This window comes from Nocardiopsis valliformis DSM 45023, assembly GCF_000340985.1.
Classification (GTDB): domain Bacteria; phylum Actinomycetota; class Actinomycetes; order Streptosporangiales; family Streptosporangiaceae; genus Nocardiopsis; species Nocardiopsis exhalans.
Map to the genome: position 1 here is coordinate 38,101 of NZ_ANAZ01000003.1, position 24,832 is coordinate 62,932.

The following is a 24,832-nucleotide window of genomic DNA, read 5'->3' on the forward strand; positions in this document are numbered from 1 at the left end:
CAGTGGACCGTCCCCACGGCTCACTCCAGCGGGACGCTCATGACGCGGTCGTCGTCATCGGCCGGAGAACCCCAGGCGTCGAGGTTGCTCGTGCTCAGCCACAGGGCGTCACCGTCCGGGGCGGTGACCACCGTGCGCAGGCGTCCGAGCTCGTCGACGAAGTGGGCCTCGGGCTCACCCACCGTGCCGTCGCCGTTCAACGGAATCTCCCACAGCCGCGCGCCGCGCAGTGAGGCCACGTACAGCGAGTCACCGGCGATGGCCGCACCGCTCGGCGAGGCCTCGGCGGGCTCCCAGGTGATCAGCGGGTCCGTGTACTCGTCACCGCCGCCCGGGCCCTCCACCTCGGGCCAGCCGTAGTTGTTGCCCGGCTCGATCAGGTTGACCTCGTCCAGGAGGTCCTGGCCGAACTCGGTCGCGTACAGGTTCTCCGCCTCGTCCCAGGCCAGACCCTGCACGTTGCGGTGGCCGTAGCTGTAGGCGTAGTTGTCGAAGGGGTTGTCCGGCGCCGGGTCGCCGGTGGTGGTCATCCGCAGGATCTTCCCGGCCAGGGAGTCGGTGTCCTGGGAGCTGTCCGGAATCTGGGCGTCCCCCGTGGCCGCGTACAGGTATCCGTCCGGGCCGAACTCGATCCGCCCGCCGTTGTGGGTGTTGGCCGCCGGGATGCCGTCCAGGATCACCTCCGGGTCACCCAGGGAGTCGGCTTCGTCGTCGTACTCCACCCGGCTAACCCGGTTGTCGGAGTCGGTCGTGTAGTAGACGTACACGTAGGGCTCCTCCGGGAACTCCGGGTCCACGGCCAGGCCGAGGAGACCGCCCTCGCCGCCGTGCGCTACCCCCTCGATTGTGCCCGCCTCCGAGGTCTGCCCGTCCGGAGCCACGCGGGCGACCACCGCGGAGTCCCGTTGGGCCACCAGCGCGGAACCGTCGGGGAGGAAATCGATCCCCCACGGCACGTCGAAGCCGGTGGCCAGGTCCTCGGGCTGGCCCAGGTCGAGGGCTCCGGCCCCGGCCGAACCACCGCCGGGTTCGGTGTTCTCCCCCGATCCCACGCCGTTGGCCTCGGGGGTCGAACAGGCACTCGCGAGAAGCGCGGCACCCAGGAGGGCGAGGGTTCTGGTGGTGTATGTGTGCGTCCGAGTGTGTGCCGGTGTCCGTTCCATGCCCGAACCCTGCCCACTCGGTACGCGCGTACCCCCGTCATCCGCGGGTCGCCCTCAACTTCGCCCGCTCAATCGCGATCCGCGCGCGTGCTGTTCTCGTAGCCCTGGTCGATCTCCTCGAAGAGCCGCTCGACGTCGGTGAGCAGGCCGCTGTAGACCGGCCAGTTCTCGTCGTCCCAGCGCTCACGCATCCTGGTTCGCTCCTCGTCCACCATGCGCAGCGCGTCCTGGACCCGCCCGCACAACTCCTCCGAGGCGGAGCCGCGTTCGGGCTCCTCATGGTCGTGCACGGCCCCGAAGATCTCCGAGGCGCGCTCGACCAGCGGGGCGAACTCACGCAGGAAGGCGTCGTCCGGCCCGGAATAGCGCGAGCCCCGGCTCGTGGTGGTGCGCAGGGTCCGGACGATGGACTGCATGTGCCGGGAAGCCCGGCTCAGGGCGGCGATCCAGTCCCGGTAGGTGTCCAGGGCTCCGGGGTCGAGATGCTTGCCGGGCACGAGGCGCCGCGGGTTGAGCCGAGTCCGGTCCTCCTGGCGCCGGACCGCCTCCTGGGCGTTGCGGACGGAACCGTCGAACCCCTCGCTGGCCCTCCCCCAGTGGTCCAGGTCCAGGCCCTCCCGCCCTTCACGCAGGCCATCGGCCATCTCGCCGGTCAGTGAACGCAGGCTGTCGGCGAGGTCCAGGACCGCGTTCTCCGCGTCCCGGAACCGGATCGCCGGCGCGAACACCGTGTTGGTGGCCAGCGCGCAGGCCGCACCCACGCAGACCATCAGCAGGAGGTAGCCGAGGTCTTCGGGGTTCTCCGCCGTGCCTCCCGCGAGAGCGAAGGCCGCGACCACGGGGAGCTGGGTGCCCTGCGCGCCGAAGAAGCGCGCCTGCCCGGCGGCCAGCGCGACCAGGAGCAGCAGGGCGAACGTCCACAGCTGGGCACCGGTCGTGAGCCCGACCAGCCCGGCCAGCAGCGCACCCGCGAAGACCGCCGCGACGTAACGGCCGGACTGGAGCACCGACCCGTACACGCTCGGCCGGACCACGAGGAGCGCGGTGAAGGGCGCGAAGCCGACCTGTGAAGAAGCGCCGAGCAGGGTGCCCACCACCCAGGCCAGGGTCGCGGCCACCGTGCACTTGAGGATGAGGACGACGGTCTCGCGCTCGAACCCCCGCCGCTGGCGAGCACGCCTGAGCCCGTCACGCAGCCTCTGGAACATCCTGGTCCCCCGAAGTCGTGGTTCTCAGCCCGGTACGGGTGCCGTGGCCAGGTAGACGGTGTTGGTGGCCGGATGCTCCTGGTAGGGGTTGGGGAAGCTGACCACCTCGGCGCGCACGTCCGTGAAGCACTGGCGCAGCACCTCCGTGTACTCCTCGTCCGGCGGGTCGTTGGACCACAGGGCGAAGACCCCGCCGGGGTGCAGGTGCCCGAGGAGACGGCGGACCCCGTCGGGCTCGTAGAAGGGCGCGTGCGCGGGGTTGAGCAGGTGGCGGGGTGAGTGGTCGATGTCCACGACCACAGCGTGGAAACGGCGGCCCGGGTTCTGCTGGTCCAGATCCTCCCCTGCGGCGAGCGCGAAGAAGTCGCCCTGGGCCAGGCGACAGCGGGGGTCTGCGGTGAGCCGCTTTCCCGCCGGGATGAGTTCGGCCTCGTGCCAGGCCACGACCTCGGGCAGCGCCTCGACCACCACCAGCGAGCGCACATCGGGGTCGTCGAGCACGGTCAGGGCGGTGTGGCCGAGCCCCAACCCGCCGACCACCACGTCGTAGCCGCCGTCCGGGACGGGACTGCGGTGGAGTTCGGTGAGGGCGAGTCTGGCCACGTCGATCTCGCCTTGGACGAACAGGCTGGACATGAGGAAGTCGTCGTCGAGTTTGATCTCGTGGACCTCGGCCTTGGCCATCGGGTCCCATCGGACCCGCAGACTGATCACGCCCATGGGCGTTGGCCGCCAGTCGAGTTCCTGGAAACGCAGGTTCACGGTGCCCCCGTCGGTTCACACACGGTCGTATGCTCTCCCGACCCTAGGGGTTGACCGGCGATTACTTACGCACCATGACCAGAACGCCGCAGGACCAGCCGAGCAGCGGTAGGCGTTCCCAGCCGGTGCGGGACTCCAGGTTCTCGATGAGGGCCTCCACCGCCAGGCAGTGGTCCTCGGGGGCGGAGGCACCCGAAGGCTGGCGGGCGAGGTCGTCCACCACGTAGAAACCTCCGCGGTCCACCAGGGAGAGCGCCTCGTCCAGGTGGGTGAACTTGCCCGGCCGGGTGTCGGCGAAGACCAGGTCGTAGCCGGGACCGTCGTCGGTGGCGCGGGCGCTGAGCCACTCGCCGCCGTCGGCCTCGAAGATCGTCACCCGCGGGTCGGGCGTGTGGTGGCGCCGGGCCACGCCCAGGCATTCGGGGTCGTTGTCGAGGGTGTCCAGGCGGGCCTGCCCGTCCATTCCGGCCAGCAGCCAGGCGGTGCCCGCCCCGGTCCCGGTGCCCAGTTCGAGAATCCGGCCGCCGGGCTTGGCCGCGGCGAGGGCCCTCAGGAGCTGCCCTACCGCCTCCTCACAGGACATGCCGAAACCGATGCCCTCGGTCTCGTGCTCGATCGCTTCGAGGGTGGCGGGACGCCGGCTGGTCTGGGTGGCTGCCACGGTGACCGCTCTCCGCTTGGGTGGCTCGGGGGGCCAGGGTACGCCGAAGGGGCGCTCCGATTCCAGGAGGTCGGCCCGGCAGGGCGCGGGGCGACCTACGGAGGAGGGGCTGCGAAGAAGGGGAGCCCCGGTGGCTGTGGGACGGCCACCGGGGCGGTGTGGAGACGGGGGGTGGCTGCCGGAACGGTGCCGTCCTCACCATTCCGGCAGCCCTACCGCTCTTCCCGCACCGGAGAGGGCACCGGAGGAGGAGGCGCGAGCCGTGCGGGGAGAGGGTGGGCACGAAGCCCGAGTGGGATTCTGTCGCTTTCAGGACCTGAGGACCACTGACCAGTCGGCAATTCGACCCGAAAAGGATCACTATCGGTTCGCCGGGGGTGCGAACAGGGTTGGCTACGCGGCCTCGTAGACCCGGTGCAGGCGTTCCATGTCCACGATCACCACGCTCCGGTACCTGGACAGCAGCAGGCCCTCGGAGCGGAAGCGGCGGATCGCGTTGCCGACGGCGTCCGTGCGGGCACCGATGAGTTTGCCCAGGTCCGTGTGGGAGAGCCGGATCCCCAGGTGGACCCCCTCCTCGGTGGGTACCCCGTGACGCTGGGCCATGTCCACCAGCATCCGGGCCACCCGGGCCTCGACCTCGTAACCCGCGAGCTCGGCCCGCTGGAGGTCCGCGCGCTCCTGGCGCTCACCCATCACGGCGACCATCGCCCGCCAGGCGTCGGGGTGCTCCTCAAGGAAGGAGTCGAAGACCTGGTGCGGGTAGACCCGGACAGTGAGCGGGGCGCACGAGGTGACCGTGGCGGAGGGCCTGGTCCCCCGGAACATGCTGAGCTCCCCAACCAAGTCGCCCCAACGCCGGATACCGAACATCGCCTCGGTGCCGTTGCGCAGGACGGACGTGACCTTGACGCAGGCGGGGTCAGCCCGCTTGCCGCGCCCAGGCGGGCCCAGGAGCATGACCTGCTCCTCCTTGTCCCCCTGGGAGATGAGGACCCGGTTGGCGGGCAGGTACCGCGGCGGCGCGAGCGCGAGGAGCCCTTCCGCGGTCCGGGGCCCGAGCCTGGACATGAAGCTGCCCCGAGGCCAGTCGGTCATGCGTCCTCCGATCATCCCCACAATGATGCCCGGGAGGTACCCAGTTCCGCCGGCTAAGCACGGGAAACGAGAGATCTTGTTATCTCATGGAGAGCACCCCGGCCAGCAGGGTGTTGATGTGCGTGCCGTTGGCACCGCCGATCTCAGTTGGGGCGCCGCTGCCCGGGTGGTTGCACCGGAACGGGTGTCCACCTCCGCTGACCCATCGGTTTCTGGAGCGGAGACAGCGGTGGTACCGGCCCGGAAACCGGCTGTGGCACGCTCACCGGCACCTGCCGCCGCCCCCCGAGCGCGATCCCCCACTGCCACGCGTCCGGGCGCTTTCCATACCCGGCTCCGGCCTGATCGAAGCGCTGGGTGACGGCTTCGACCACCTTCGGCGGCAGCTCGGGCAGCGGTGTCAGGGGGTCGCCCGGGCGGATCGTGGGGTTTCGGGCCAGCACGCGGCCGACCAGGAGGGCCAGCTTGTAGCGGTCGGTCTCCAGATCGGAGCCTGTGGCGGGCAGCAGCGGATCCTCCCAGTCCGGTGTCTGGGCCTGTGGCAGGACCGGAGGCTGACCGGCGCAGCGGATGCCGTCGCAGTCCAGGATGAACACCCGGCTCGTCCCCGCGGTGGACCAGAGCAGGTTGGCCATGGACACGTCACCGGCCACCAGGGAGTGCGCGTGCAGGAGCTGGAACAGGGACACGTACTGTTTGGCCAGTTCCAGGCGGCCCTCCACCGTGGGCGGCCGGATATCCCCCCACAGCGGCTTGGGCGGGTACATGAGGTACTGCGCTTCCTGGAGCTGGAGGTCTCCGCCCTTCAGCCGGCCCAGGAACGCGCTCGGGATCCGGCGCATCAGGAAGCCGGTGAGCCTACCCGAGGACATGACCCGGGCCAGCGGCCAGCTGGACAGGGAGAAGAGCCGCTCACGCTCGTTCGGGGAGAACGACTCGGGCGCCCTGACCAGGCGGAGCAGGGCATCCGCATTCGGGCCGGGGAGGGTATACCGCTTGTAGACCAGCCCTTTGTGGCGGCCTCCGGAGACCTCGATGACTTTGCCCTGCCCGCCGGAACCGAGCTCCTCGCCCAGCTCCAGCTCCGCCAGGTCCGCATCGGTCCCGCCGAACAGTTCCGGCCCCATCAGCGCCCCCACAGGCAGATCGCGGTGCGGTCGTCGTCGTGGGTCTTGGCCTGGAAGTCGAGCTGCCAGCCGAACTCCAGACGACCGGGCACCCGGTCTCCTCCCCACCACTCGACCAGCTGCTCGGCCACCGAGGAGGCCGCCATCGGGTTGGACAACCCGTCGGAGCACAGCAGGAGCATCTCCCCGGGGTTGACCGTGCACCCGTTCAGCTGGACGTGTCCGATGTTGCGGGGGAGCGCGTCGGTAGCTGTGCTGGTGATGCTCGTGTCCTCGACGGACTCCCCGGTCAACGGCTCCATTTCACGGTCACGCAGGAGGTAGGCCGGGCTGTCCCCGACCGACACCAGCATGAAGTACGTCGGTTCCCCTTCCGGGGTGAGGTCGGCCAGGGCCAGGGTGAGTGTGGTGTCGGTCTGTCCCCTCAACGCCTCCGTTTGCCCCTCGACGGAGATCATCTCCTGTGCCACCTGGTGTACGACCTGCTCCGCCAGCCTGCGGGCCGTGTCCTCGTCCGGCGCGAACAGGAGTTCCTCCAAGCGCTCGCGGACCGCACCCACCACCACACGGCAGGCGTAGGACGACCCCCGGTGGGACTGGGTCCGGGAGCCGATCCCGTCGGCCACACAGGCCAGGACCGCCCGCCCCCGGGAGTGCTCGAGTTCGTACAGGGCCAGCGAGTCCTGCCGGGACATCATGTTGTAACGGTGTGCGTCACCGCGCAGTGAGGCGGCCCGGATCGACAACCCGGGGTAGTCGGCCTCGTCCAGGACGCTGTCCGGGGCCGCCCACTCCACCCGGGGAAGCCCTCGAGCATGGAACTGCTTGTTCACCGGCTCGGTGAGCACGAGGGGCGGGACGAAGGCATCAGCGCCGCCGCTGGCCGAACTCGTCGGGGACGGACCGGGCTCTGTTCCACGGCTCTGCGAATGCCTGGGGCCCGGCACCGGCTCAGCTTCGGGGACCGTATCAAGGTCGGCATCGAGGTCCGCTTCGGAGACCGCGCCGTGCTCTGCCTCCGCAGACGTGCCCGCTTCCCGAGCTGGGTCCGGATCGCCGATATGGGTGATGGAAGGCGGTGGATCCACGGGGACGGCGACCGCCTCTCCGACCCCCACCCCGTCCGCTTGGCGCCCCCACCACACCTCGCCGGGGGTCAACACCCTCTCCGTGCGTTCCTCTTCACGCACGGCCTCGTCCATGGGCTCGCTCACCTGGGTCCCTTCGTCCTTCATCAAGCGCTCCGGCCGTGAATCGGTTCTTCTCAGGCCCAAGTAGTCGATCAGGAGAACGACACCCCGGGCGATCAGCCGGTCCATGGATCAGATCTGGTCGGCGGGCAGCGAGGTGTACCCGGGCACTTGGTCCGGCATGGACAGCGTCACTGTGCCGTCAGCGGAGGCCGCGGTCTGGGTTCCGGAGGTGACGATGGAGTTGGTCAGGGACTTGGCGAACTCCTGGAGGGCCTGCGCCGGGTTGAGCGTGCCGTCCGCCATGAAGGCCCGTACCGTGGCGACTTGCTGGATGACCTGGCTGTCAGCCTCCCCGAAACCGAAGGCCAGGATGTTGGGGTGCGGCCCCCAGGAAGGGTCCGTGAGCTCTCGGTAGGCGTCGAGCCAGTCCATGTCACCGGGGTAGCCGTCGGTCAGGAAGAAGACGGCGGGCCGGTACACCTTGTGCCCCGACTGTTTGAGCCGGTCCACGTCCTGGATGATGGTCTCCCGCAGCACCCGGAAGGCCTCCCCGTACGAAGTGCCGCCTGTGGCCTCCAGAGTGGGCACCGTCTCCACGTCACTCAGGTCGGACAACGGGAGCAGCACGTTCGCCTCGTGGTTGAACGCGATGATTGCGAAGTGGGCCTTGTCCGCCACGACCGGGTTGGCACCGATCTTCATGTGCAGTTCGGGGAGCGCCTTGTTGATGGCCTCGACGGGTTCCCCCTCCATCGATGTGGACTCGTCACACACCAGGTAGAAGGGGAGGATCTGCTGACTCATGTCGGGTTTCCTTGCTTGTTCATGAGGTTTCGGCGAACAGGTAGATCTCGATCTGGGCCCAGTCAGCGGGCTTGCCCAGATCATGGAAGGCCCGGGTGACCGCCTCCTCAAACGCTTCCGGATGGGCCCGGGGAAGGAGGTCGTTGATGTCCTCGGCGAAGGCCTTTCCCTGGGCCGAACCACCGAAGGTGAGCACCATCCCGACCTCCCGGTCGGCTACCTCCGCCAGCTCGTCCTCGAGCAGGCTCACCGCCTCGTCTCCTCCGGATGCGACGATCGACGGAACCGCGTTCACCTGGATCACGAAGGGGTCCAGTTCGAGTCCTTGAGGCAGGGCTTCCTCCTCTGGCACGTCTTCGGGAGACTTCCCCACCGCTTCGGCATCGGCCACGGAATCGGTGGACGAGCCTGAGTCCATTCCTAGAGTGATGATGAGGAAGGCCAGGAGCAGGTCGGCGAACAACCATCCAGCGATGGCGACCGCGGGAACCGAAAAATGTGTGCGCTTCATCGGGACACCAAATCCTCATCGGAGTCCGTGGACGTCCCGCGCTCCCCGGAACCGTTCTCGGAGACGGGCTCGATCTCCAGGTCGAGCACGGTCTGCCCGCTCTGCCGGCCGGAGATCGCCTCTTCGTCCCGCGAAGCCCCGGCGGGCTGATCACCGTCCTCGGGTGCGGCCTCGACCAGGCGCTCCAAAGCTTCAGCCTGCCGTTCCTCCTGTGCCCTGTGCTGCTCCACGACCAACCGCTCCGTTACCGTCCACTGCTCCCTGAGGGCGTCGATCTCCGAACCGAGCCTCTCCACCGCCCGGGGAAGGGTGTTCATGGATTCGGCCACCCGACCGGAAAGGTCACCCGCCTGCTCGAACCGGTGCGCGAACCCGGCGTTGGTGTCCTGCCATTCCCCCAGGACCTCGCGCACTTCTTCGGTGAACCGGCTCATCGCACCGTCGACCCCCTCCCGCATGAGGGAGCCCTCCCGCGCGGAAGATGCCGTAAGCCCGGTCGAGGCCTCCGCGATCCTCTCGATGGCCGAGGCGACCTCACCCAACCGTTCCTGGAGCTCCCGCGCGAGTTCACCACCCTCCCGGATGGCCTCAGCGACCGTTTTCGAGCTCCCCTCGAGCACCGTCACGGCGCTCTGTGCCGCACGCAGGTTCTCCCGGGTCTCGGAGAGCGCGTTGAGGGTCTCCTGCTGAGTGCGCTGTGCCAGCCGGTTCACCTCACGCACATGGCCGATCGCCTCACCGATCCGGTCCGCGACGCGGTCGGGATTGCCCAGCCGGGCCTCTCCGAGCGTGAACTGAACCCCCGTCATCGCCGACGTGAGCCTGCGGGCCAGTTCGGCGCCCTCACATTCGGCCCGGGCATCGGCGCGTCGCCGGTGAATGGACTGACCCACCACCGAGACGATCAGCACGATGATGCCGAGCAGAGTGAAGAGGGCGACGTTGTCGAAGGCCAGCATCGTGGGGAGGGCGCCGTTGAACCCGTCCTGCCAGCGTTCGAGGAAGGACAGGCCCTCAAGGGCGGCGTCGTCGCGCGATCGGCCGTAGGCACCCGCGGCCAAGGCGAGGCCGCTCCAGGTGATCAGGATCGGGAGGAAAACCAGGGCGGTGGGAACGTGGTCGATCCAACTCCGGACTCCCTCCTCCGGGGGCGGCGAGCCGATACTGACGTCCGGCGCGAACGCCGAACCCATGTCGACTTCCGCCCAGGCGGCCACTCTTCGCTCTGCTTCAAGATCATCTGCCAGAGCTGTCAGCTGGGCCGAACGACCGGCGAGTCGGGTTTCGAGAGAAAGGGCGCGAAGCTCCTTCACCAGGGATTTCGTGTCTCCGGGAACGACCTCGGTATCCAACGGCGTGTGATCGCTTTCCTCTGGAATACCCTCGCCCGGGAACGGCCATCACGAAAGACACCCCCGTCCAGGGGGCGATGGGCGAAGTTCCCGGTCGTCAAGGCATGCGGGAAGGGGGGAATCGCGCGGATGGGCGACGACAGCCAACTTACCGGAGGAACGTCACGCGCTTCGGGGGATCCTGGAAGTCAAACACCGGACAAAAATGACTTCTGGCACGAAAATCCTCAAAAAACCTGCACAAAGCAACAGAAAACTTCCGAAATTTTCGGCTTTACTAACAGACCGCTCTTTTGGTGTCCGGAAGTGGACAGAGTCAGCTCGGGATCAACTGGAGCAGGACGAGTTCCTGGGTGCGAGTGAGGCAGAGTTCGATCGGTTCGCCATCGCCGTAGACCGCGTGGAAGCCGGGCAGGTCGCCCTTGTGCAGCACCGTGCGGGTGAAACGCGTGGTGAGGAGGGTCCGGCTCTTCGGCAGGAAGACCTCCATCCGGTCGCCCTCGACCTTGAGCACGCAGGGCTCGCGGTGGACCGCGCCCCGGGCGATCGGGCGGCCCGAGAACCGCAGGTACACGGTCTCCCCGCGGGCGTGTGCCTCGCGGAAGGCCCTGATCCTGGACCGGCCGAACCAGCGGACGAACAGGTAGGCGGCCGACTCGGGGAAGAAGTACAGCAGGAGCTCGAACAAGGCGGTGTGGTGCTTCCGTCGAGGGTGGGCCCGGCGCTGTGTCGTACATGGGGGCGCCGGGCCCTTCGGACGTCACCGCCGAGTATTACCGCCCGGTGGGGACCCGCACACGCGGGGTCCGGGTCAGGGCGAGCACCGCGAACACCACCAGCAAGACGAACCCGCCCAGCGCCAGCGCCACCCCGTGCAGGGCCCCGGTGAACGCCGGGTCACTGAGCTGACCGCCGGTGAGAACGGCCAGGGCCGCGCCGACGGCGGCGATGGAGACGGTTTCAAGGCTGAGGCGGGTCGCGTTGAACACCCCCGAGGCCGTGCCCAGCCGCTCGGGCGGAACGACACTCAGGCCCAGGCCGTCGATCATCCCGCCGGTGAGGCCGACACCAGCACCGACCAGTAGGAACGGCAAGCTGACCGACCACGGGGTGGAATCCGGGCCCAGGGTGGTGAACCCGAGGACGCCCGCGCCCAACAGCAGGAGCGCGCTGACGACCACCGCCCGGTGCGGGAGGCGGTTGGCCAGTTCCGCGCCGACCGCGGGCAACAACAGGGTCGGGACGGTGAGGAACAACAGCCAGAGCCCGGCCGTACCCGGGCCGAGGCCGACCACGTTGATCAGGTAGGACGGCAGGTAGACCAGGAGCGGCACCAGTACCGACATGAAGGTCGCCGCGGCCAGGGCGTAGGCGACGAACCTCCGGTTGGCGAGCAGGCCGAGGTCGACCAGCGGTTCGGTGCGGCGCCGCTCCACCATGGTGAACAGTCCGAACAGGACCCCGGACAGCCCCAGGAACCCGGCGAGCACCGGCAGGCCCCGGCCGGGGCCCTCGACCAGACCGCCGATCAGGCTGAGCAGCGCGGCGGTGAACAGGGCACCGCCGAGCCAGTCCACGGGTCGGCCGTTACCGCGCATCGCGGGCACCTTCACGACCAGCAGCAGGACCGCCCCGGCCACCAGCGCGGGCCCGGTGAAGGCGAACCGCCAGCCCAGGTTCTCGACCAGCAGCCCGGCCACAGCGGGGCCGAAGGCGGTACCGGCGCCGAGCACGGTTCCGAGCATTCCGAAGGCCCTGGCCCGCGCCGGCCCCTCGAAGGCCAGGGCGAGCATCGAACCGCCGCCGGCCACCGCGGCGGCCGCGCCGACCCCGCCCAGGGCGCGCAGCGCAACCAGCGCCCCGATGTCTTGCGCGAACAGGGTCAGCAGGCCGCTGACGAAGAAGAGCCCCACCCCGAAGGCGTAGACCCTGCGCCGCCCGACCGCGTCCGCGATCGACCCGGCGCTTACCAGGAAGGCGGCGAAACAGGCGTTGTAGGAGTTGACCACCCACTGCGCGGAGGTGAGCCCGACACCCAGGTCACGCTGAAGGTCGGGCAGCGCGACCGAGGCCCCGGTCAGGGACAGCGGCAGAAGGAGGGTGGACAGGAGAACGGTGACGAGCACGATCGTGCCGCCGCCCCTGCTTTCACTCAGACTTTCGTTCAGAGGAGTTTTCACGGGTTCATCCGGTGTGTTTCGAAGGACACCGGGCAGCCCGGAGGACCGCACCGGCTGGACAGCTGATGCGGCGGTCAGGACGTGAGGTGGGTCAGGCCGCCGCTAGAGGGCGGCCCGGTCTTTCGCGAGCGGCATGAGCGCAGGTTAGCCCTGACCGGGATCCCGAGGCCAAGGGTTTTCCGGTGAGGTCGCGGCGGGGCCCGTAACCCGGGAGCCGTAGGCTTTCCGCGGCCCCCAGCAGACAAGGCTCACATGTACGACTTCTCCGACGCCTGGCAGTCCTCCGACTCCGATGATCCGCAGTCCTCCGGATCGTCCGAGACAGCTGACCAGGATTCGTCCGCCACCGATGTCTCCGATCTCGGCGCCTTCGCCTCCGACGCGCTCGGCAACGAGACACCCGACCCTGGTTCGTTCATCCCCGAGTCGGCTCTCGCAGGCGCGCCCGCCGTCGCGGCCCTGCAGGGCCGTCTCCCCCGCCACCACGACCACGTGGTGCGTATCGGGGTGGAGGTCGAACCGCACGACGAGGCGGGTTTCCTGGGCACGGTGCGCGGTCAGTCCTGGCAGCTACAGCGACTCGGCGAGGGTGAGTACGACGTACGCGTCGCGGTCTCCGGTGCCGCGTTGGGCGCCGCCAAAGCCGCTCTGGCCGAGTTCCACCACGTCCTGACCAGGGCCGGAGTAGACGCCCGGGTCGTGTTCGTGGCCCGGCTGCGACGGCAGGAGGACCCCACCCGCCGCTACCTGGTCCTCCCCCGGGGTTGGATGCCCGCACAGGAGTGGATCGCGTCCCCGCTCCGGGCACTGATGTTCTGGCGTTCCCGGGGGACCATCCAGGCCACTTCGCTCGCCGGTGCGCGATCGATGCTGGCCGGTTTCGCGGAGCGCAACCCCGAGGCCGGTCCACCGGACGAGCTCATGGTGGTCGGGCCACCGGACCAGCCCGGCGCCGTCGCCCCCGCCCCGATCACGCCGAAAACGGATCCGCTGAACGACTGGCGCTTCCTGCTCGTCTCGACGCTCCTGATCGCGGCCGGGGTGGTGTTCATCGGCCTGTACGTCTTCCTCTGGCTACCCGAGCAGATCCCGACCCTGGCCGCCCTCGCCTTCCTCGTCTCCATCCCCTGCCTTTTCGGGTTGTGGCAGATGTTGCGCCGCATCCCGGAGGGCCGGATCAACCGGTGGCTCCCCCTGGGTCTGACCGCCGTGGCCCCGCCCTTGACGGTCGCCCTGAGCAACTCCAGCCACGACGTCTACCTGGAGCAGTTCGGCATCACCCCCGGGGAGGTGGCCCCCACCAGCGCCGGTCGGCTCTTCGCCGTGGCCGACACCCTGCCGCTGGTGCTGTTCGCCCTGCTGTTCTCCCTGGGGGTGTTCGGTCTCCTCCGGTACTTCCACGTGAGCGCCCGCGGGCGAGAGTTCCCGGCACGGATGATGGCCGCCGGTGCGGTCTGCGTCTACATCCTCGCCTCCGTCAACATGGTTCTCGTGGCCGTGATCGTGCCCCTGGAACGGGGGGCCAAGGTCGGCACCGAGCACATCGCCCAATACCAGGCGGAGGGCGGCGGCCCCGTCGGCCACGTCGGTGTCCAGCCCACCGTGGTGTGCGTGGGAGCCGAAGAGGACCCGGTCAGCCGTATCGGAGCGCCGCTGACCACCGACCGCCCGGTGCTGTACTTCGAGGGGGAGAACGACATCGACCTCCTGTGGGACCGCGAACACGGCCTCACCAAGCTGCCCCGCTTCTCGGTGAGCCTCACCCCGGTCACCGATCTCGACGACACCTGCTCCGGCCCCCAGCGCACCGGATGACCGAACGAGAGGTCCCCAAGGAAGGACGTCTTACCTCGGGGACCGCCCCTGGCCGGGCACGCCATCGGTGGCAGAGGGCTCGCCGCACGAGAAACGACCCGGCCGCTGTGCCCCGGACTCAGAGGCACCGGAACTCGCTCCTAGAGCGGAATCCGAAGAGCCCGCCATGCTCGGAGTCGTCCAACCTCGGATCAAGGAGAGCAACGGACAAGCGGCAGCGAAGGCCCCGGGCTCCCCAGCCCGGCAAGGATCGGCACTCGTGTCGCGGCTGGTCATGCTCGGCGGCGGAGAAGCGGCAGCGAGGGTGGTCAGGGGGCCGGGCCCGCAGTTCCCCGGGCCGCGTGTCGTGGGGGGTGGGGCGGAAGCCGCCAGAGCCCCCGGTGGCGGAGTCACCCAGGGCAGTGCGGGCGGGCCCATGGGGCACGGGCGGGCCTCCCCCGGGCAAGGGCAGGCCGTGCGTGTGGGGCTGGTTTTCAGTGTGGGGGCGTGGCACCCGAAACCCGCGCCTGGGGCTGTCCGCTACTTCCGAAACCCCCGTATCCCCGATGATCTTGCTACCAGGAGCAAGTTCGGCGCCGAAGTTGCTCCTGGTAGCAAGATCATCTTCAAACAGAGGGCCGAAACAGGCACCCGGCCCCTGCCCACCCTCGCTGCCGCTTCTCCGTCCGGGCGAGTGAGCGGCCGGGACACGGGGACCGGTCCACGCAGGGATGGGGGCGCTCCCTTCTTCGCCGCTGCTTTCCGATGAGGCGCGTGACCGGCCTCGAGACCTCTGTGGTGAGAAGTCCGGGCGAGCCGCTGCGAGCTGGGGAGACCGGGGGCCTTTTGCAGTCGCCTTTCGTTGTCTGCGAGGGGCCGCGAACCTTTGTCAGAGAGCTGGCGGATTTGTTGTAGAGCCGGGAAAAGCGCGCCGCTACGATGTCCCGCGTGACTGCAAGCGTGGATGTTCAGGTCACGTTCGACTGCGCTGACCCGGAGCGAGTCGCCCGGTTCTGGTGTGAGGTGTTGGGGTACGTCGTACCTCCGCCGCCAGAGGGGTTCGCCAGCTGGGACGAGTTCGGTCAGACGCTGCCGCCCGAGCAGCGGAATTCGGCGTTCGCCTGCGAGGACCCCTCGGGCAAACGGCCGCGGTTCTATTTCCAGCGGGTTCCCGAGGACAAGACCGCCAAGAACCGGCTGCACCTCGACGTGCGTGCCGGGGCGGGGCTGGTCGGGGAGGAGCGCCTCTCCACGCTCCAGGCCGAGCGGAAGCGGCTGGAAGCACTTGGGGCGACGTGTGTGCGGGTGATGGAGGCCGACGGCATCAACGAGTCGTGCATCGTGATGCAGGACGTCGAGGGCAACGAGTTCTGCCTGGACTGAGTCCTCTGAACTCGGGAACCCGGGCGGGGCCGCAGGGGGTTCGGTCCCGCCCGGGTGGGTTCACTCGTCGAGGTGCTTGTCGACCCAGGCGTCCAGGGGCTGGCCCTGGATCGCCGCCGCCATGAGTTCGGGAAAGGCGTCCGGGGTGCAGGCGAAGGCCGGGACTCCCAGCTCGGCGAGGGCTGAGGCGTTCTGGCGGTCGTAGAAGGGGGCGCCTTCGTCGGACAGAGCTAGAAGGACCACCACCTGGACCCCGGCGGACTTCATGGCTGCCACCCGCTTGAGCATCTCCGCACGCACTCCGCCCTCGTAGAGGTCGCTGATCAGCACGAAGATCGAGTCCTGCGGGCGGTCGATGAGGGTCTGGCTGTAGGCAATGGCCTTGTTGATGTTGGTGCCGCCGCCGAGCTGGGTGCCGAAGAGGACCTCGACCGGGTCGGTGAGCTGGTCAGTGAGGTCGACGACGGCGGTGTCAAAGACCACCAGGGAGGTCTTCAGGGTGCTCATCGAGGCGAGCACCGCGCCGAAAACGCTGGCGTAGACCACGGAGGAGGCCATGGAGCCGCTCTGGTCGATGGCCAGGACGACGTCTTTTTGCACCCCCTGGCTGCGGCGGCCGTAGCCGACCAGGGTCTGTGGGATGACCGTGTTGTGTTCGGGCAGGTAGTGCGCCAGGTTGCGGCGGATGGTGGCGTTCCAGTCGATGTCCGCGACCCGGCGGGGTCGGTGGGTGCGGGCCGAGCGGTCGATGGCACCGCGGACCACCGACCGGGTCTTCTGCGCGACGCGCTTCTCCAGGTCGTCCACGACCTTGCGCACGATGGTGCGGGCGCTCTCCCGCGCCTCGGCGGGCATCACCCGGTTGAGGGAGAGCAGTGTCCCGACCAGGTGTACGTCGGGCTCGACGGCCTCCATCATCTCGGGTTCCAGGAGGAGCTGGTGCAGGCCCAGCCGGTCCATGGCGTCGGACTGCATCACCTGGACGACGGAGGACGGGAAGTACTCGCGGATGTCCCCCAGCCAGCGGGAGACGCGGGGCGCCGAACCGCTGAGGTCGGCTCCGCGGTCACCGCCGGAGACCGCCTGGTCGCCCCGGTTGTAGAGGGCGGAGAGCGCTGAATCCATCGCCTGGTCGGTGCCGGTCAGGTTCGCGCACCGGGACTCCGCGCCGAGGACGAGCCGCCAGCGGCGGGCCCGCTCGGTGACCGTGGAATCCCCTGCCGGGGCCTCGGCGGCCTCCATTGTTTCCGTGCTCACGCGCCGCTCCTTTCTAGTAGTGCCGTCACCGCGGCGACGGCCGGAGCCGCGCGGCGGTGGTCGATGGGGCGCCGGGTCCGGGTGACCGCGGCCTGACCGCCATCGGCCCGGGTCACGGCGGTACCGATCTCCTGGCGTTCGGGGCCGTCGAAGGCTCCGAAGGTCCGGCGGAGCAACGGCAGGACGGCGGTGAACCGCTCCTCGGACAGGCCGAGCAGCCAGGTGTCGATGAGGTCGAGCAGCCGCTCGTCATGCACCAGGATCAGCCCGCTGCCCTGGAGGAAACCCTCCAGCCAGGCGGCCGCGCGGGTGGGTTCGGTACCGGGGGACATCGCCAGGCCCAGTCTGCGGCGCAGCTCCTCCGGGGGGATTCGGCCCGCGTCGACGAGGATGCGGTTCACCCGTCCCGCGATCCGGCCCGGCACGTTGTCGCGTTCGGCCAGGGACTCCAGGGCCTCGGTCCAGCCCCGGGCGTCCTCGTCCAGCAGCGCTGCGGCGCTGTGCGTGTGGTCGATGGCCTGCACGAACCTGGCCGCCGCGTCGTCGTCCAGCCCGCGCACCGCCGGGGTCAGGCCTACGCACACACGGGCCAGGATCTGCCGGGCGACCGCGCGCAGGTGGGCGCTGTCCGTCCCGCGCACGTCCCCGTACCGGGCCGAGCGGGCCAGCGGCGGCAGCGCCGCCATCAGGTGGGTGATGTCGCTGTCGGTCGCGGCCCGGTCGGTGAGCAGGGCGAGCACGTCCGGGAGCGCCTCGCCGAGGTCGGCGAACAGACACTGCTCGGTGAGCGCGGTCAGGGTGGGCAGTTCGGCGTCGGCGGCGATCTCCACCACCCGGGCGGTGGCGGCCGAGGCAACGGTGGTCCCCCACGGAGCGGCCTCGATCAGGGCCACGTCCATGTCGGGCTCCCAGCGCAGCCGCCAGGACTCGCGGAAGGTGCCCCGGGAGCCGCTCCCGGTACGGCTGGTGGAGCGCGGCACGCCCCATTCGACACCGAGCATCCGCAGCCGGTGCAGCAACACGCTGCGTTCGCGCTGGCTGTCCTTGCGCAGGTCCAGGTCGAGATCACGGTCGAAGGCCTCGGACTTGAGGCGGAGCCGTTTCTGCGCGGCCATGAGGTCGCGCTGCAACGGCACCATGGGGGTGTCCGGGGGCACCGATCCGAGGCGTTCGCCGATCACCATCCGCCCGTGCACCAGGGCCGCCCGGGTCTGCTCGCCCTCGCAGAGCACAGCGGTGACCGCCTCGGAGACCTCGTCGATCCCGGCCAGCGGCCGCCCGCGCAGCACGGCGAGGCTCTCGGCGAGCCGCACCCCCTCGATCACGTGCGAGGAGGAGACCGGCTGGCCCTCCTCGCGCAGGATCCGGGCGGCCTCGGTGAGCCAGCGGTGGATCGGCAGGTCGGGCGCGGTGAACAGGTGGTGGTACCAGCCGGGCGAGGTCACCCCGGCACCGTAGCCGCTGGCGGTGGCGAGCCGTCCGTGCGTCCACGGCACCCAGGTGGCGGTGGTCTTCACCTTGGGCAGCCCCTTGAGCAGGGCGTTGTCCGCGGAGACCGGGTAGTCGGAGAGGTCGCGCAACGCGGGCGCGTGCCAGGCCCCGCACACCACCGCGACGCGTTCGTACCCTTCCTTGAGCACGGCGCGCAGGGTCTTGCGCATGTACGCCTCGCGGCGCGCGTCCCGCCCGGTCTCGGGTCCGGACTCGGCGCGGACGGCGGCCATGGCGTCGGCGATCGCCGGGAACGGCGAGGGTTCACCGTCGCCGCGCTGCTCCACGACGTCGTCCCACCAGCGTTCGGCGTCGTCGTACCCGGCGGCCTCGGCGAGCACCCCGAGCGGGTCGGTCCGGACCTTGGGTGGCTCTGCCGCACCCGGCTCGACCGTCTCGGTTTCCTTTACCTGCTCCTTCGACCCGTGCTCAGCGGCCTCCGCACGCTCGATCCGCTCCGCGAGCGAGTACGAGGCGGGCAGGTCGCAGAAGCGCACCGGGACACCGCGTCCGTGCGCGTGGACCAGGGCGGCCCACTCCGGGGAGAAGGACGCGAACGGCCAGAACCCCCACCCCTCCTTCGACCGCGCCGTCCCGGCCCTGGGGGTGTCGGCCAGGTGGACCAGCAGCGCCACCGGCGGTTCCAGACCGCCCACCAGGGAGGTGATCGCGTCGGCCTCGGGCGGCCCTTCGATCAGCACGATGTCCGGCTTGATCTCGTCCAGGGCGGCCGCCACGGCCCGGGCCGAACCCGGGCCGTGGTGGCGGACACCGAGGACACTCACCTTGTCGGTGTCCAGTCGGGGTCGTCCCATCAGGCGCCCACCTCGCGGCAGGCCCGGTAGAAGTCGCCCCAGCCGTCGCGCTCGCGGGCGACGGTCTCCAGGTACTCGCGCCACACGACCCCGTCGGAGACGCGGTCCTGGACGACGGCGCCCTGGATCCCCGCGGCGACGTCGGCGGGGCGCAGTTGACCGTCGCCGAAGTGGGCGGCCAGCGCGATCCCGTTGGTGATCACCGAGATCGCCTCGGCGGTGCTCAGGGTGCCGCTGGGCGACTTGACCTTGGTGGTGTTGTCCTCGGTGACGCCGGAGCGCAGCTCGCGGAAGACGGTCACCACCCGCTGGATCTCGGTGAGGCTGGTGGGCACCTCGGGCAGTTCCAGGGAGCGGCCGAGCTGCTCCACCCGCTGGGTGACGATGCGGACCTCGTCCTCGGCGCTGTCCGGGACCGGAAGCACCACGGTGTTGAAGCGGCGACGCAGCGCGCTGGAGAGATCGTTGACGCCGCGGTCGCGGTCGTTGGCGGTCGCGATGATGTTGAACCCGCGCTGGGCCTGCACCTCGATGCCGAGTTCGGCGACCGGCAGGGCCTTCTCCGACAGCACGGTGATGAGACCGTCCTGCACGTCGGAGGGCATGCGGGTGAGCTCCTCGATGCGGCCGATGGAGCCGCGCGCCATGGCGGTCATCACCGGGCTGGGCACCATCGCGGCCTCGGAGGGGCCCTCGGCGAGCAGGCGGGCGTAGTTCCAGCCGTACCGGACGGCTTCCTCGGAGGTCCCGGCGGTGCCCTGGACCAGCAGGGTGGAATCGCCGGAGACCGCCGCCGCGAGGTGCTCGGACAGCCAGGTCTTGGCGGTGCCGGGAACCCCGATGAGCAGGAGGGCGCGGTCGGTGGCCAGGGTGGCCACGGCCACCTCCACCACCCGGCGCGAGCCGATGTACTTGGGGGTGATCTCGGTGCCGTCGTCGAGGGTGGTGCCCAGCAGGTACTGGGTGACCGCCCACGGGGACAGGTGCCAGCCCGGGGGCCGCTGGCGGTCGTCGGCCTTGGCCAGCGCCTCGAGCTCGGCGGCGTAGGTCTGCTCGGCGTGGGGTCGCAGAGCGGTCGCTGCCTGCGTGCTGGTGGCGGTGGTGGTCAACTGAGCTCCCTGTGCATGTCGAGGCGGAATCGGAGGGTGTCTCGGAGGAGGGCGTGGGGGTGGGCCTCCTCCTCGTGGGGCGGGCGTTCCGGGAGGAGGTCGAGGTGCTGCGGCGGCATGCGCTCGGCGATGACCCCGCGGAGCACCCTTCTGCCCCGGTCCCGGGCGCTGTGCCGGGAACCGGGTCGGCTGTCGGCGGGGGCGCCGGAACCGCCTTCAACGAGAAGTCTGACGGCTGCCTCCGACAGTTCGCGGGTCCACGGGGCGCAGACGGCGCGGAGGGTTTCGCCCAGGAAGTCGTGCCGGTGGGCCCGTTCGGCGACGGCGAGGGCCCGCGCGCACTGTTCGGCCTCGGGCAGGGCGGCGAGCAGCGGGGCGATCCGCTGCCCGAGGGGGTCGTGGGCGCCCACGGCGACCATCCGGGGCAGTCCAGTTTCGGGGTCGTCGAGCACGGCCCTGGACCAGTCGGCGTCCTCGCGCAGGCAGGCGGCCTCGATGAGTGCCGAACGCAGCTCGGGGTGGTCGGCCGCCAGGGCCAGCACTCCGGCCGGGTCGGTGTCGAGCAGCTCGGTCCACACATCCAGCGGGGCCTGGGTGACGAGCGTGCGGCTGAGGACCCAGCGTTCGTCGTGGGTGGGGTTGGTCTTCCGGGGCGCGGTGAGGGCGAGGTCGCGCAGCAGGTCGGCCCGGCCGGTGTCCAGGTCGGCGACGTCCACCGGGCGCGGTGAGGCGCGGTCGATCCGCAGGTGGTGGCGCAGGTGGTCGCGGAGCCGGTGGGCGTGGGCGCTGTCGGGCAGGTGAGTGAGCAGGGTCAGGGCTCGGCCGCGCACGGTCGCGTTGCGGTCGTCCAGGGCGGGGGCGAGCACCGCCTCGTCCTCGGGTCCGAGGTTGACCACCAGGGCCTCCAGGAGGCCGCGCCGCTCCTCCCCCCTGGTCTCCTGCGGCCAGGCGGCGGCGAGCAGGTCGCGGGCGGCCGCGGGGTCCACGGCGCGCAGGGCGAACAGAGACCGGCGGCGCTCGGCGGGGGTGCCGCCGTGCCAGGCGGCGTCGGTGTACACGTCGGTGGCCAGGGGTTCGCGGGCGACGAAGGACCACGCGCCGTTGAACGAGGCCAGCCAGATGCCCCGGCCACCGACGGCGGTGGCGACGAGGGTTCGCAGCCCGCTGTCCCGGGCGGCGCGTTCGAGCAGGTCGGGGAGGTGGGTGTGGCTGGCCCGGCGGTCGCACCGAAACGCTAGGTACAGCCATTCGGGCAGGAGTTCGGGGCGGTCCGCGAGGATGACGTCCAGCCGGTGGGTGGCGGCGGCGCTGACCTCGGGACGGTGGTCGGGGGCGTCGGGGGTGACCGGTTCGGCGGTGTGCGCGGTGTACCCGGCGCGGGTGCGGACGGTGTCGAGGGCGACCAGGTCCAGCAGGGCGGCGGCACCCTCGCGGGTGCTGCGGGGCAGGTCGGGAAGGGCGGGCACGGGTCGGCGGGAGGTGCCGACCAGCGCGGTGGAGACCAGGCGGTCCCAGGAGGAGGACGGGAGCGATGAGGGCTGGGGCTCGGCGGACGTGCTTTCGGCGGTCTCGGGCTCGGAGGAGATGTTCTCAGAGAGGGCGCTCTCCGGGGGCTGGGGGTGGTTCACAGAGTCACTGCCTTTCCGTCGGCATCCCACACGGTCATGGGGGTCAGGCCGGTGGCGGGTGACCACTCGGCGGCGACGGTGGCGGGGCGGCCGCCGGTAACCGCGAGGAGCCGCCACAGCTCCGCGCTATCCATGGGCAGGGAGGCCCCGGTGGGGTCGGCCAGGTGCCAGCCGTCGGCGCGGGCGGGGACCGCGTTCTCCAGGACCACCGGCCAGGCCTCCAACCAGGGGTCCTCGGCCAGAGCCTCGGCGTAGGCGTCCAGGGCCTGGTCGACGGTGCCGCCGGGCGGCGGCGGGGCGGGGCGTTCGGTCATCGAGCCGGTGCGGACCGCGCGGCGGCCGTCCGGGTGGAAGGCGAGTTCGCCCTCGGCCTCGGTGCCGGCGCGGAAGGGGGAGTCCGGGGTCTGGCTGGGGCGGGCGAAGGTCAGGGAGAGGGCGTACCTGCCGGTGGCCGACCCGCGCAGCCATTGGCGACGGCTGCGCATGCCGTCGGGGGTGAGGCTGTCCCGGTGGCCGAGGACCCGCCAGGCGTCCTGGACCCGCTCCCCACCGGCCAGGACCTCCTCGGTGCGGGTACTGATCCCCACCCGGGCGCGCAGCACGGCCCGGGAGCGGAGTTTGGTCCGTGCGAGAGTGTCGCCGGAGGAACCAGTGGCGTCCTGGGCATCGGCAGGACCCGGGTCGGACTCGGCTGCAGCGACCGCCAGGTAGCCGTCGACCAGCAGGTGCAGCATGCCCAGGCGTTCCAGGAGGCGGTCCGGCCAGCGGTCCCCGTTCTCCCCGCCGCCCCAGCCGCCGGTTTGGGGCAGCTGGGTGACCAGTGAGGCCGCGCCGCCCGCTTTGGCGTCCACCAGGCGTTTGGCCATCCGGTCCCAGTGGTCGTAGCCGAGTTTGGGAACCTCGGCGAGGCCGCCGTCGACCTGGTCGTGCAGCCACAGCCGGAGCTCCTCGAGCCCGGCGGTGACCGACCCTTCCCGGGCGCGCAGGGTGGCGGCCGCCTTCCCGGGGTCGACCGGTGCGGGGGCCGCAGCGCCGCTCGCGCGCTCCTGGCGGGCCACACGTCCCGCGAGCCACGTGGCGACCCACTCGGGCCGGTCCTCGCGCTCGGCCACCGCGCCCTGGCTCCACAGCGCGAGCAGGGCGAGGACGTGTTTGCAGGGGATCTTGCGGCTGGGGCAGCTGCACTTGTAGGCGGGGCCCTTGTCCCCGTCCAGGTGCACTGCGGCCAGGTAGGGCTTGGTCCCGCTCCCCTTGCACTCACCCCAGACGGCCGAGGCGGCGCCGCCGTCGGCGGTGATGACGCCGCACTCGGGCCACGATCCGGCCTTGGCCACCTTGAGAGCGGCCTTGTGTGATGAGGGGTCCGGAGCCAGAGCCCAGACTTCGTCGGTACTCCATCGATCGCTCACACAGGCAACACTAGGGAGCACCACTGACAATCCGGGGCCCTCGGGACACCGCCCAGCCCCGGACAAAAAAGAAAAACCCCAACACGGTTCCGGAAAAGAATTCGGGCAGGAACCGGCACGTGTTGAAAAGCCGGTGCGAACAATCCTAGGATGCCAGGATCAAGGCGACTCGATCCCCGGCCGCCCCGCCCCGTTTCTCGAACACCCCGCTCCCCTTCCTTTCACCTTGTCAGTGCCGCGTGTCCAGGTGACGTATCAACCCGAAGGGAGGGAAGCGGCCCCGCGAACCTTTCTCCGGGTGTCCGCACCCCCGAGATGACGACGAATCCGCACCATGCTGAGAACGGCGGCGAGCGACCCGCTTCCGCCCCGGTCCGCGACCCCGCCCCGCACGACCCGACCGGGTCTTGGGGCTGCCCGGTCACGGCCGCCCCGGCCACACAGGTTTCTCCGGCCACACAGGTCTCCCCGCCCACACAGAGTCCCCCGGCCGCCCACGGCTCTCCCGCCGGCAGGATCCGGCTGTACGAGCCCACCCCGCCCGAGGGGCGCACCGAGCTCTGGAAACGGCTGCGCGAGCGGCACGGGCCCCTCGTTCCGGTGGAACTGGAGCCGGGGGTGCGCGCCTGGCTGCTGCTCGACTACCGGGAGACCCTCACCCTCCTCCAGCAACCGCACCTGTTCGCCCGGGACACCCGCAAGTGGCGCGAGGCCGTCGAGGGCCGGGTCGACCTCGACCGCACCGTCCCGATGATGACCTGGCTGCCCAACGCCCTCTACGCGGACGGCGCCGAGCACGCCCGGCTGCGCGCGCCGATCATGGACGGCCTGGCCCGGATCGACATGAACGCCATGGCCCGCACCGTGCACCGGATCGCCGACGAGCTGGTGGACTCGTTCGTGACCCGGGGCAGCGCCGACCTCGTCGGCGACTACGCCGGCCAGCTCCCCGCCCTGGTGGTGAACCGGCTCTTCGGGCTGCCCGACAGCTACGGCCACATGCTGAACGGCCTCACCGCCCTCATCTTCCACGAGGACGCCCAGCGCACGGACGAGGCGATCAACGGCATGCGGCAGTACTTCGCCGGCCTGGTCTCCCGCAAGGCGGACAACCCCGGGGACGACCTGGTCAGCGGGATGATGGCGCACCCCTCGAAGCTCACCCCGCTCGAGGTCGCCTACGAGGCGTCTCTCATCGTCAGCGCCAGCCACATGATGACCGCCCACCTCATCGGCAACACCATGCGCACACTGCTCACCGACGACCGCATCCGCTCCGCCCACACCGACGCGCGCCTGTCCACGCACGACCTGCTGGACCACGTCATGTGGAACGACAGCCCTCTGCAGCTGCTGGCCGGACGGATCGCGCTCCAGGACGTGCGGATCGGCAAGGCGCGGATTCGCAGGGGCGACGCCGTCTACCTCGGCGTGGAAGGGGCGCACCGCGACCCGGCCGTGCGGGTCGGCAGGCCGGACCCGGACACCGGTCTGGCCAGCGGCAGCCGCGCCCACCTGGCGTTCGGCGCCGGGCCGCACAGCTGTCCGGCCCGCGCGATGGGCCGTCTGGTGGCCTCGACCGGTGTGACCGTGCTCCAGGACCGGCTCGGCGGGCTGCGGCTCGCGGTCGACCCGCGGGAGCTGCGCCCGCTGGCCTCCCCGTTCCTGCACGGGGTCCGGGAACTTCCGGTCGCCTTCCAGCCCGGCCGGCCGAGCGAACCGCCCGCCGTGTGCACCCAGCAGATGGAGCAGGTCCCGCCGGTAGCCGAGGAGGACCAGCCACCGGAGGACCTGCTCGGGAGGCTGCTCAACTGGTGGCGCGGCCTCGGAAGGTGAAGTATGACGTGGGTTTTTCGGGCTTGTGAACAGGGAAGCCGCCACTACTGG

At 70.5% G+C, this 24,832-nt stretch carries 20 protein-coding genes; 3 read left to right on the forward strand and 17 right to left on the reverse strand.

Features of this window, described 5'->3' with window-relative positions; translation table 11 throughout:
* Positions 1-20: 20 nt before the first annotated feature.
* From D457_RS0102885 to D457_RS0102940, 12 genes are all read right to left on the reverse strand, one after another.
* Positions 21-1,163 (reverse strand): PQQ-dependent sugar dehydrogenase, encoded by a 1,143-nt coding sequence (locus tag D457_RS0102885; protein ID WP_026116271.1) that lies wholly within the window; start codon positions 1,161-1,163, stop codon positions 21-23.
* Positions 1,164-1,231: 68 nt separating this feature from the next.
* Positions 1,232-2,371, reverse strand: a complete 1,140-nt coding sequence (locus D457_RS0102890) for an FUSC family protein (protein WP_017579137.1) — start codon at positions 2,369-2,371, stop codon at positions 1,232-1,234.
* A 24-nt stretch (positions 2,372-2,395) separates the two neighbouring features.
* Entirely contained in the window at positions 2,396-3,133 is a 738-nt protein-coding gene (locus tag D457_RS0102895) for a polyamine aminopropyltransferase (RefSeq protein ID WP_017579138.1), read from the reverse strand.
* A gap of 61 nt (positions 3,134-3,194) precedes the next feature.
* Positions 3,195-3,794: an O-methyltransferase gene (locus D457_RS0102900; RefSeq protein ID WP_017579139.1), complete on the reverse strand. Its 600-nt coding sequence runs from the start codon at positions 3,792-3,794 to the stop codon at positions 3,195-3,197.
* Between the two features lie 393 nt (positions 3,795-4,187).
* Complete coding sequence (locus tag D457_RS0102905; RefSeq protein ID WP_017579140.1) at positions 4,188-4,892, reverse strand: Crp/Fnr family transcriptional regulator; 705 nt, start codon at positions 4,890-4,892, stop codon at positions 4,188-4,190.
* Between the two features lie 143 nt (positions 4,893-5,035).
* The gene (locus D457_RS31765) at positions 5,036-6,019 is read right to left on the reverse strand and encodes a hypothetical protein (protein WP_152514127.1); all 984 of its coding nucleotides are present in this window, start codon (positions 6,017-6,019) and stop codon (positions 5,036-5,038) included.
* A complete protein-coding gene (locus D457_RS0102915) occupies positions 6,019-7,254 on the reverse strand; it encodes a PP2C family protein-serine/threonine phosphatase (RefSeq protein WP_152514128.1) in 1,236 nt (411 codons plus the stop codon). Before D457_RS0102915 ends, D457_RS31765 begins: the two co-directional genes overlap by 1 nt.
* 87 nt (positions 7,255-7,341) lie before the next feature.
* Positions 7,342-8,016 carry a vWA domain-containing protein gene (locus D457_RS0102920; protein WP_017579142.1) on the reverse strand — a complete coding sequence of 225 codons (675 nt, stop codon included), beginning with the start codon at positions 8,014-8,016 and terminating at the stop codon, positions 7,342-7,344.
* Between the two features lie 19 nt (positions 8,017-8,035).
* Positions 8,036-8,527 (reverse strand): hypothetical protein, encoded by a 492-nt coding sequence (locus D457_RS0102925; protein ID WP_017579143.1) that lies wholly within the window; start codon positions 8,525-8,527, stop codon positions 8,036-8,038.
* Entirely contained in the window at positions 8,524-9,744 is a 1,221-nt protein-coding gene (locus D457_RS0102930) for a hypothetical protein (protein ID WP_017579144.1), read from the reverse strand. The genes D457_RS0102925 and D457_RS0102930 overlap by 4 nt, the downstream gene beginning before the upstream one ends.
* 451 nt (positions 9,745-10,195) lie before the next feature.
* Positions 10,196-10,567, reverse strand: coding sequence for a hypothetical protein (locus D457_RS0102935; protein ID WP_017579145.1), 372 nt, complete (start codon positions 10,565-10,567; stop codon positions 10,196-10,198).
* Between the two features lie 85 nt (positions 10,568-10,652).
* Positions 10,653-12,005 (reverse strand): MFS transporter, encoded by a 1,353-nt coding sequence (locus tag D457_RS0102940; protein WP_017579146.1) that lies wholly within the window; start codon positions 12,003-12,005, stop codon positions 10,653-10,655.
* 306 nt (positions 12,006-12,311) lie between these two features.
* Here D457_RS0102940 and D457_RS0102945 point away from each other — a divergent pair, with 306 nt between their 5' ends.
* Together D457_RS0102945 and D457_RS0102950 are read left to right on the forward strand one after the other, a co-directional pair.
* On the forward strand, positions 12,312-13,874 hold the full coding sequence (locus tag D457_RS0102945) for a hypothetical protein (protein ID WP_017579147.1): 1,563 nt from the start codon (positions 12,312-12,314) through the stop codon (positions 13,872-13,874).
* A 918-nt stretch (positions 13,875-14,792) separates the two neighbouring features.
* Positions 14,793-15,236, forward strand: a complete 444-nt coding sequence (locus D457_RS0102950) for a VOC family protein (RefSeq protein ID WP_017579148.1) — start codon at positions 14,793-14,795, stop codon at positions 15,234-15,236.
* 60 nt (positions 15,237-15,296) lie between these two features.
* Here D457_RS0102950 and D457_RS0102955 read toward each other — a convergent pair whose 3' ends face one another.
* From D457_RS0102955 to D457_RS0102975, 5 genes are read right to left on the reverse strand one after another with little or no spacing between them, the layout of a single operon-like run.
* Positions 15,297-16,478, reverse strand: coding sequence for a VWA domain-containing protein (locus tag D457_RS0102955; protein WP_017579149.1), 1,182 nt, complete (start codon positions 16,476-16,478; stop codon positions 15,297-15,299).
* Between the two features lie 11 nt (positions 16,479-16,489).
* Positions 16,490-18,799, reverse strand: a complete 2,310-nt coding sequence (locus D457_RS0102960; RefSeq protein ID WP_017579150.1) for a DUF5682 family protein — start codon at positions 18,797-18,799, stop codon at positions 16,490-16,492.
* The gene (locus tag D457_RS0102965) at positions 18,799-19,908 is read right to left on the reverse strand and encodes an ATP-binding protein (RefSeq protein WP_017579151.1); all 1,110 of its coding nucleotides are present in this window, start codon (positions 19,906-19,908) and stop codon (positions 18,799-18,801) included. The genes D457_RS0102960 and D457_RS0102965 overlap by 1 nt, the downstream gene beginning before the upstream one ends.
* A complete protein-coding gene (locus D457_RS0102970; protein ID WP_017579152.1) occupies positions 19,905-21,536 on the reverse strand; it encodes a DUF5691 domain-containing protein in 1,632 nt (543 codons plus the stop codon). The genes D457_RS0102965 and D457_RS0102970 overlap by 4 nt, the downstream gene beginning before the upstream one ends.
* Positions 21,533-22,870, reverse strand: coding sequence for an SWIM zinc finger family protein (locus tag D457_RS0102975; protein WP_017579153.1), 1,338 nt, complete (start codon positions 22,868-22,870; stop codon positions 21,533-21,535). The genes D457_RS0102970 and D457_RS0102975 overlap by 4 nt, the downstream gene beginning before the upstream one ends.
* A gap of 390 nt (positions 22,871-23,260) precedes the next feature.
* Here D457_RS0102975 and D457_RS0102980 point away from each other — a divergent pair, with 390 nt between their 5' ends.
* Positions 23,261-24,781, forward strand: coding sequence for a cytochrome P450 (locus tag D457_RS0102980; RefSeq protein ID WP_026116274.1), 1,521 nt, complete (start codon positions 23,261-23,263; stop codon positions 24,779-24,781).
* Positions 24,782-24,832 lie beyond the last annotated feature (51 nt).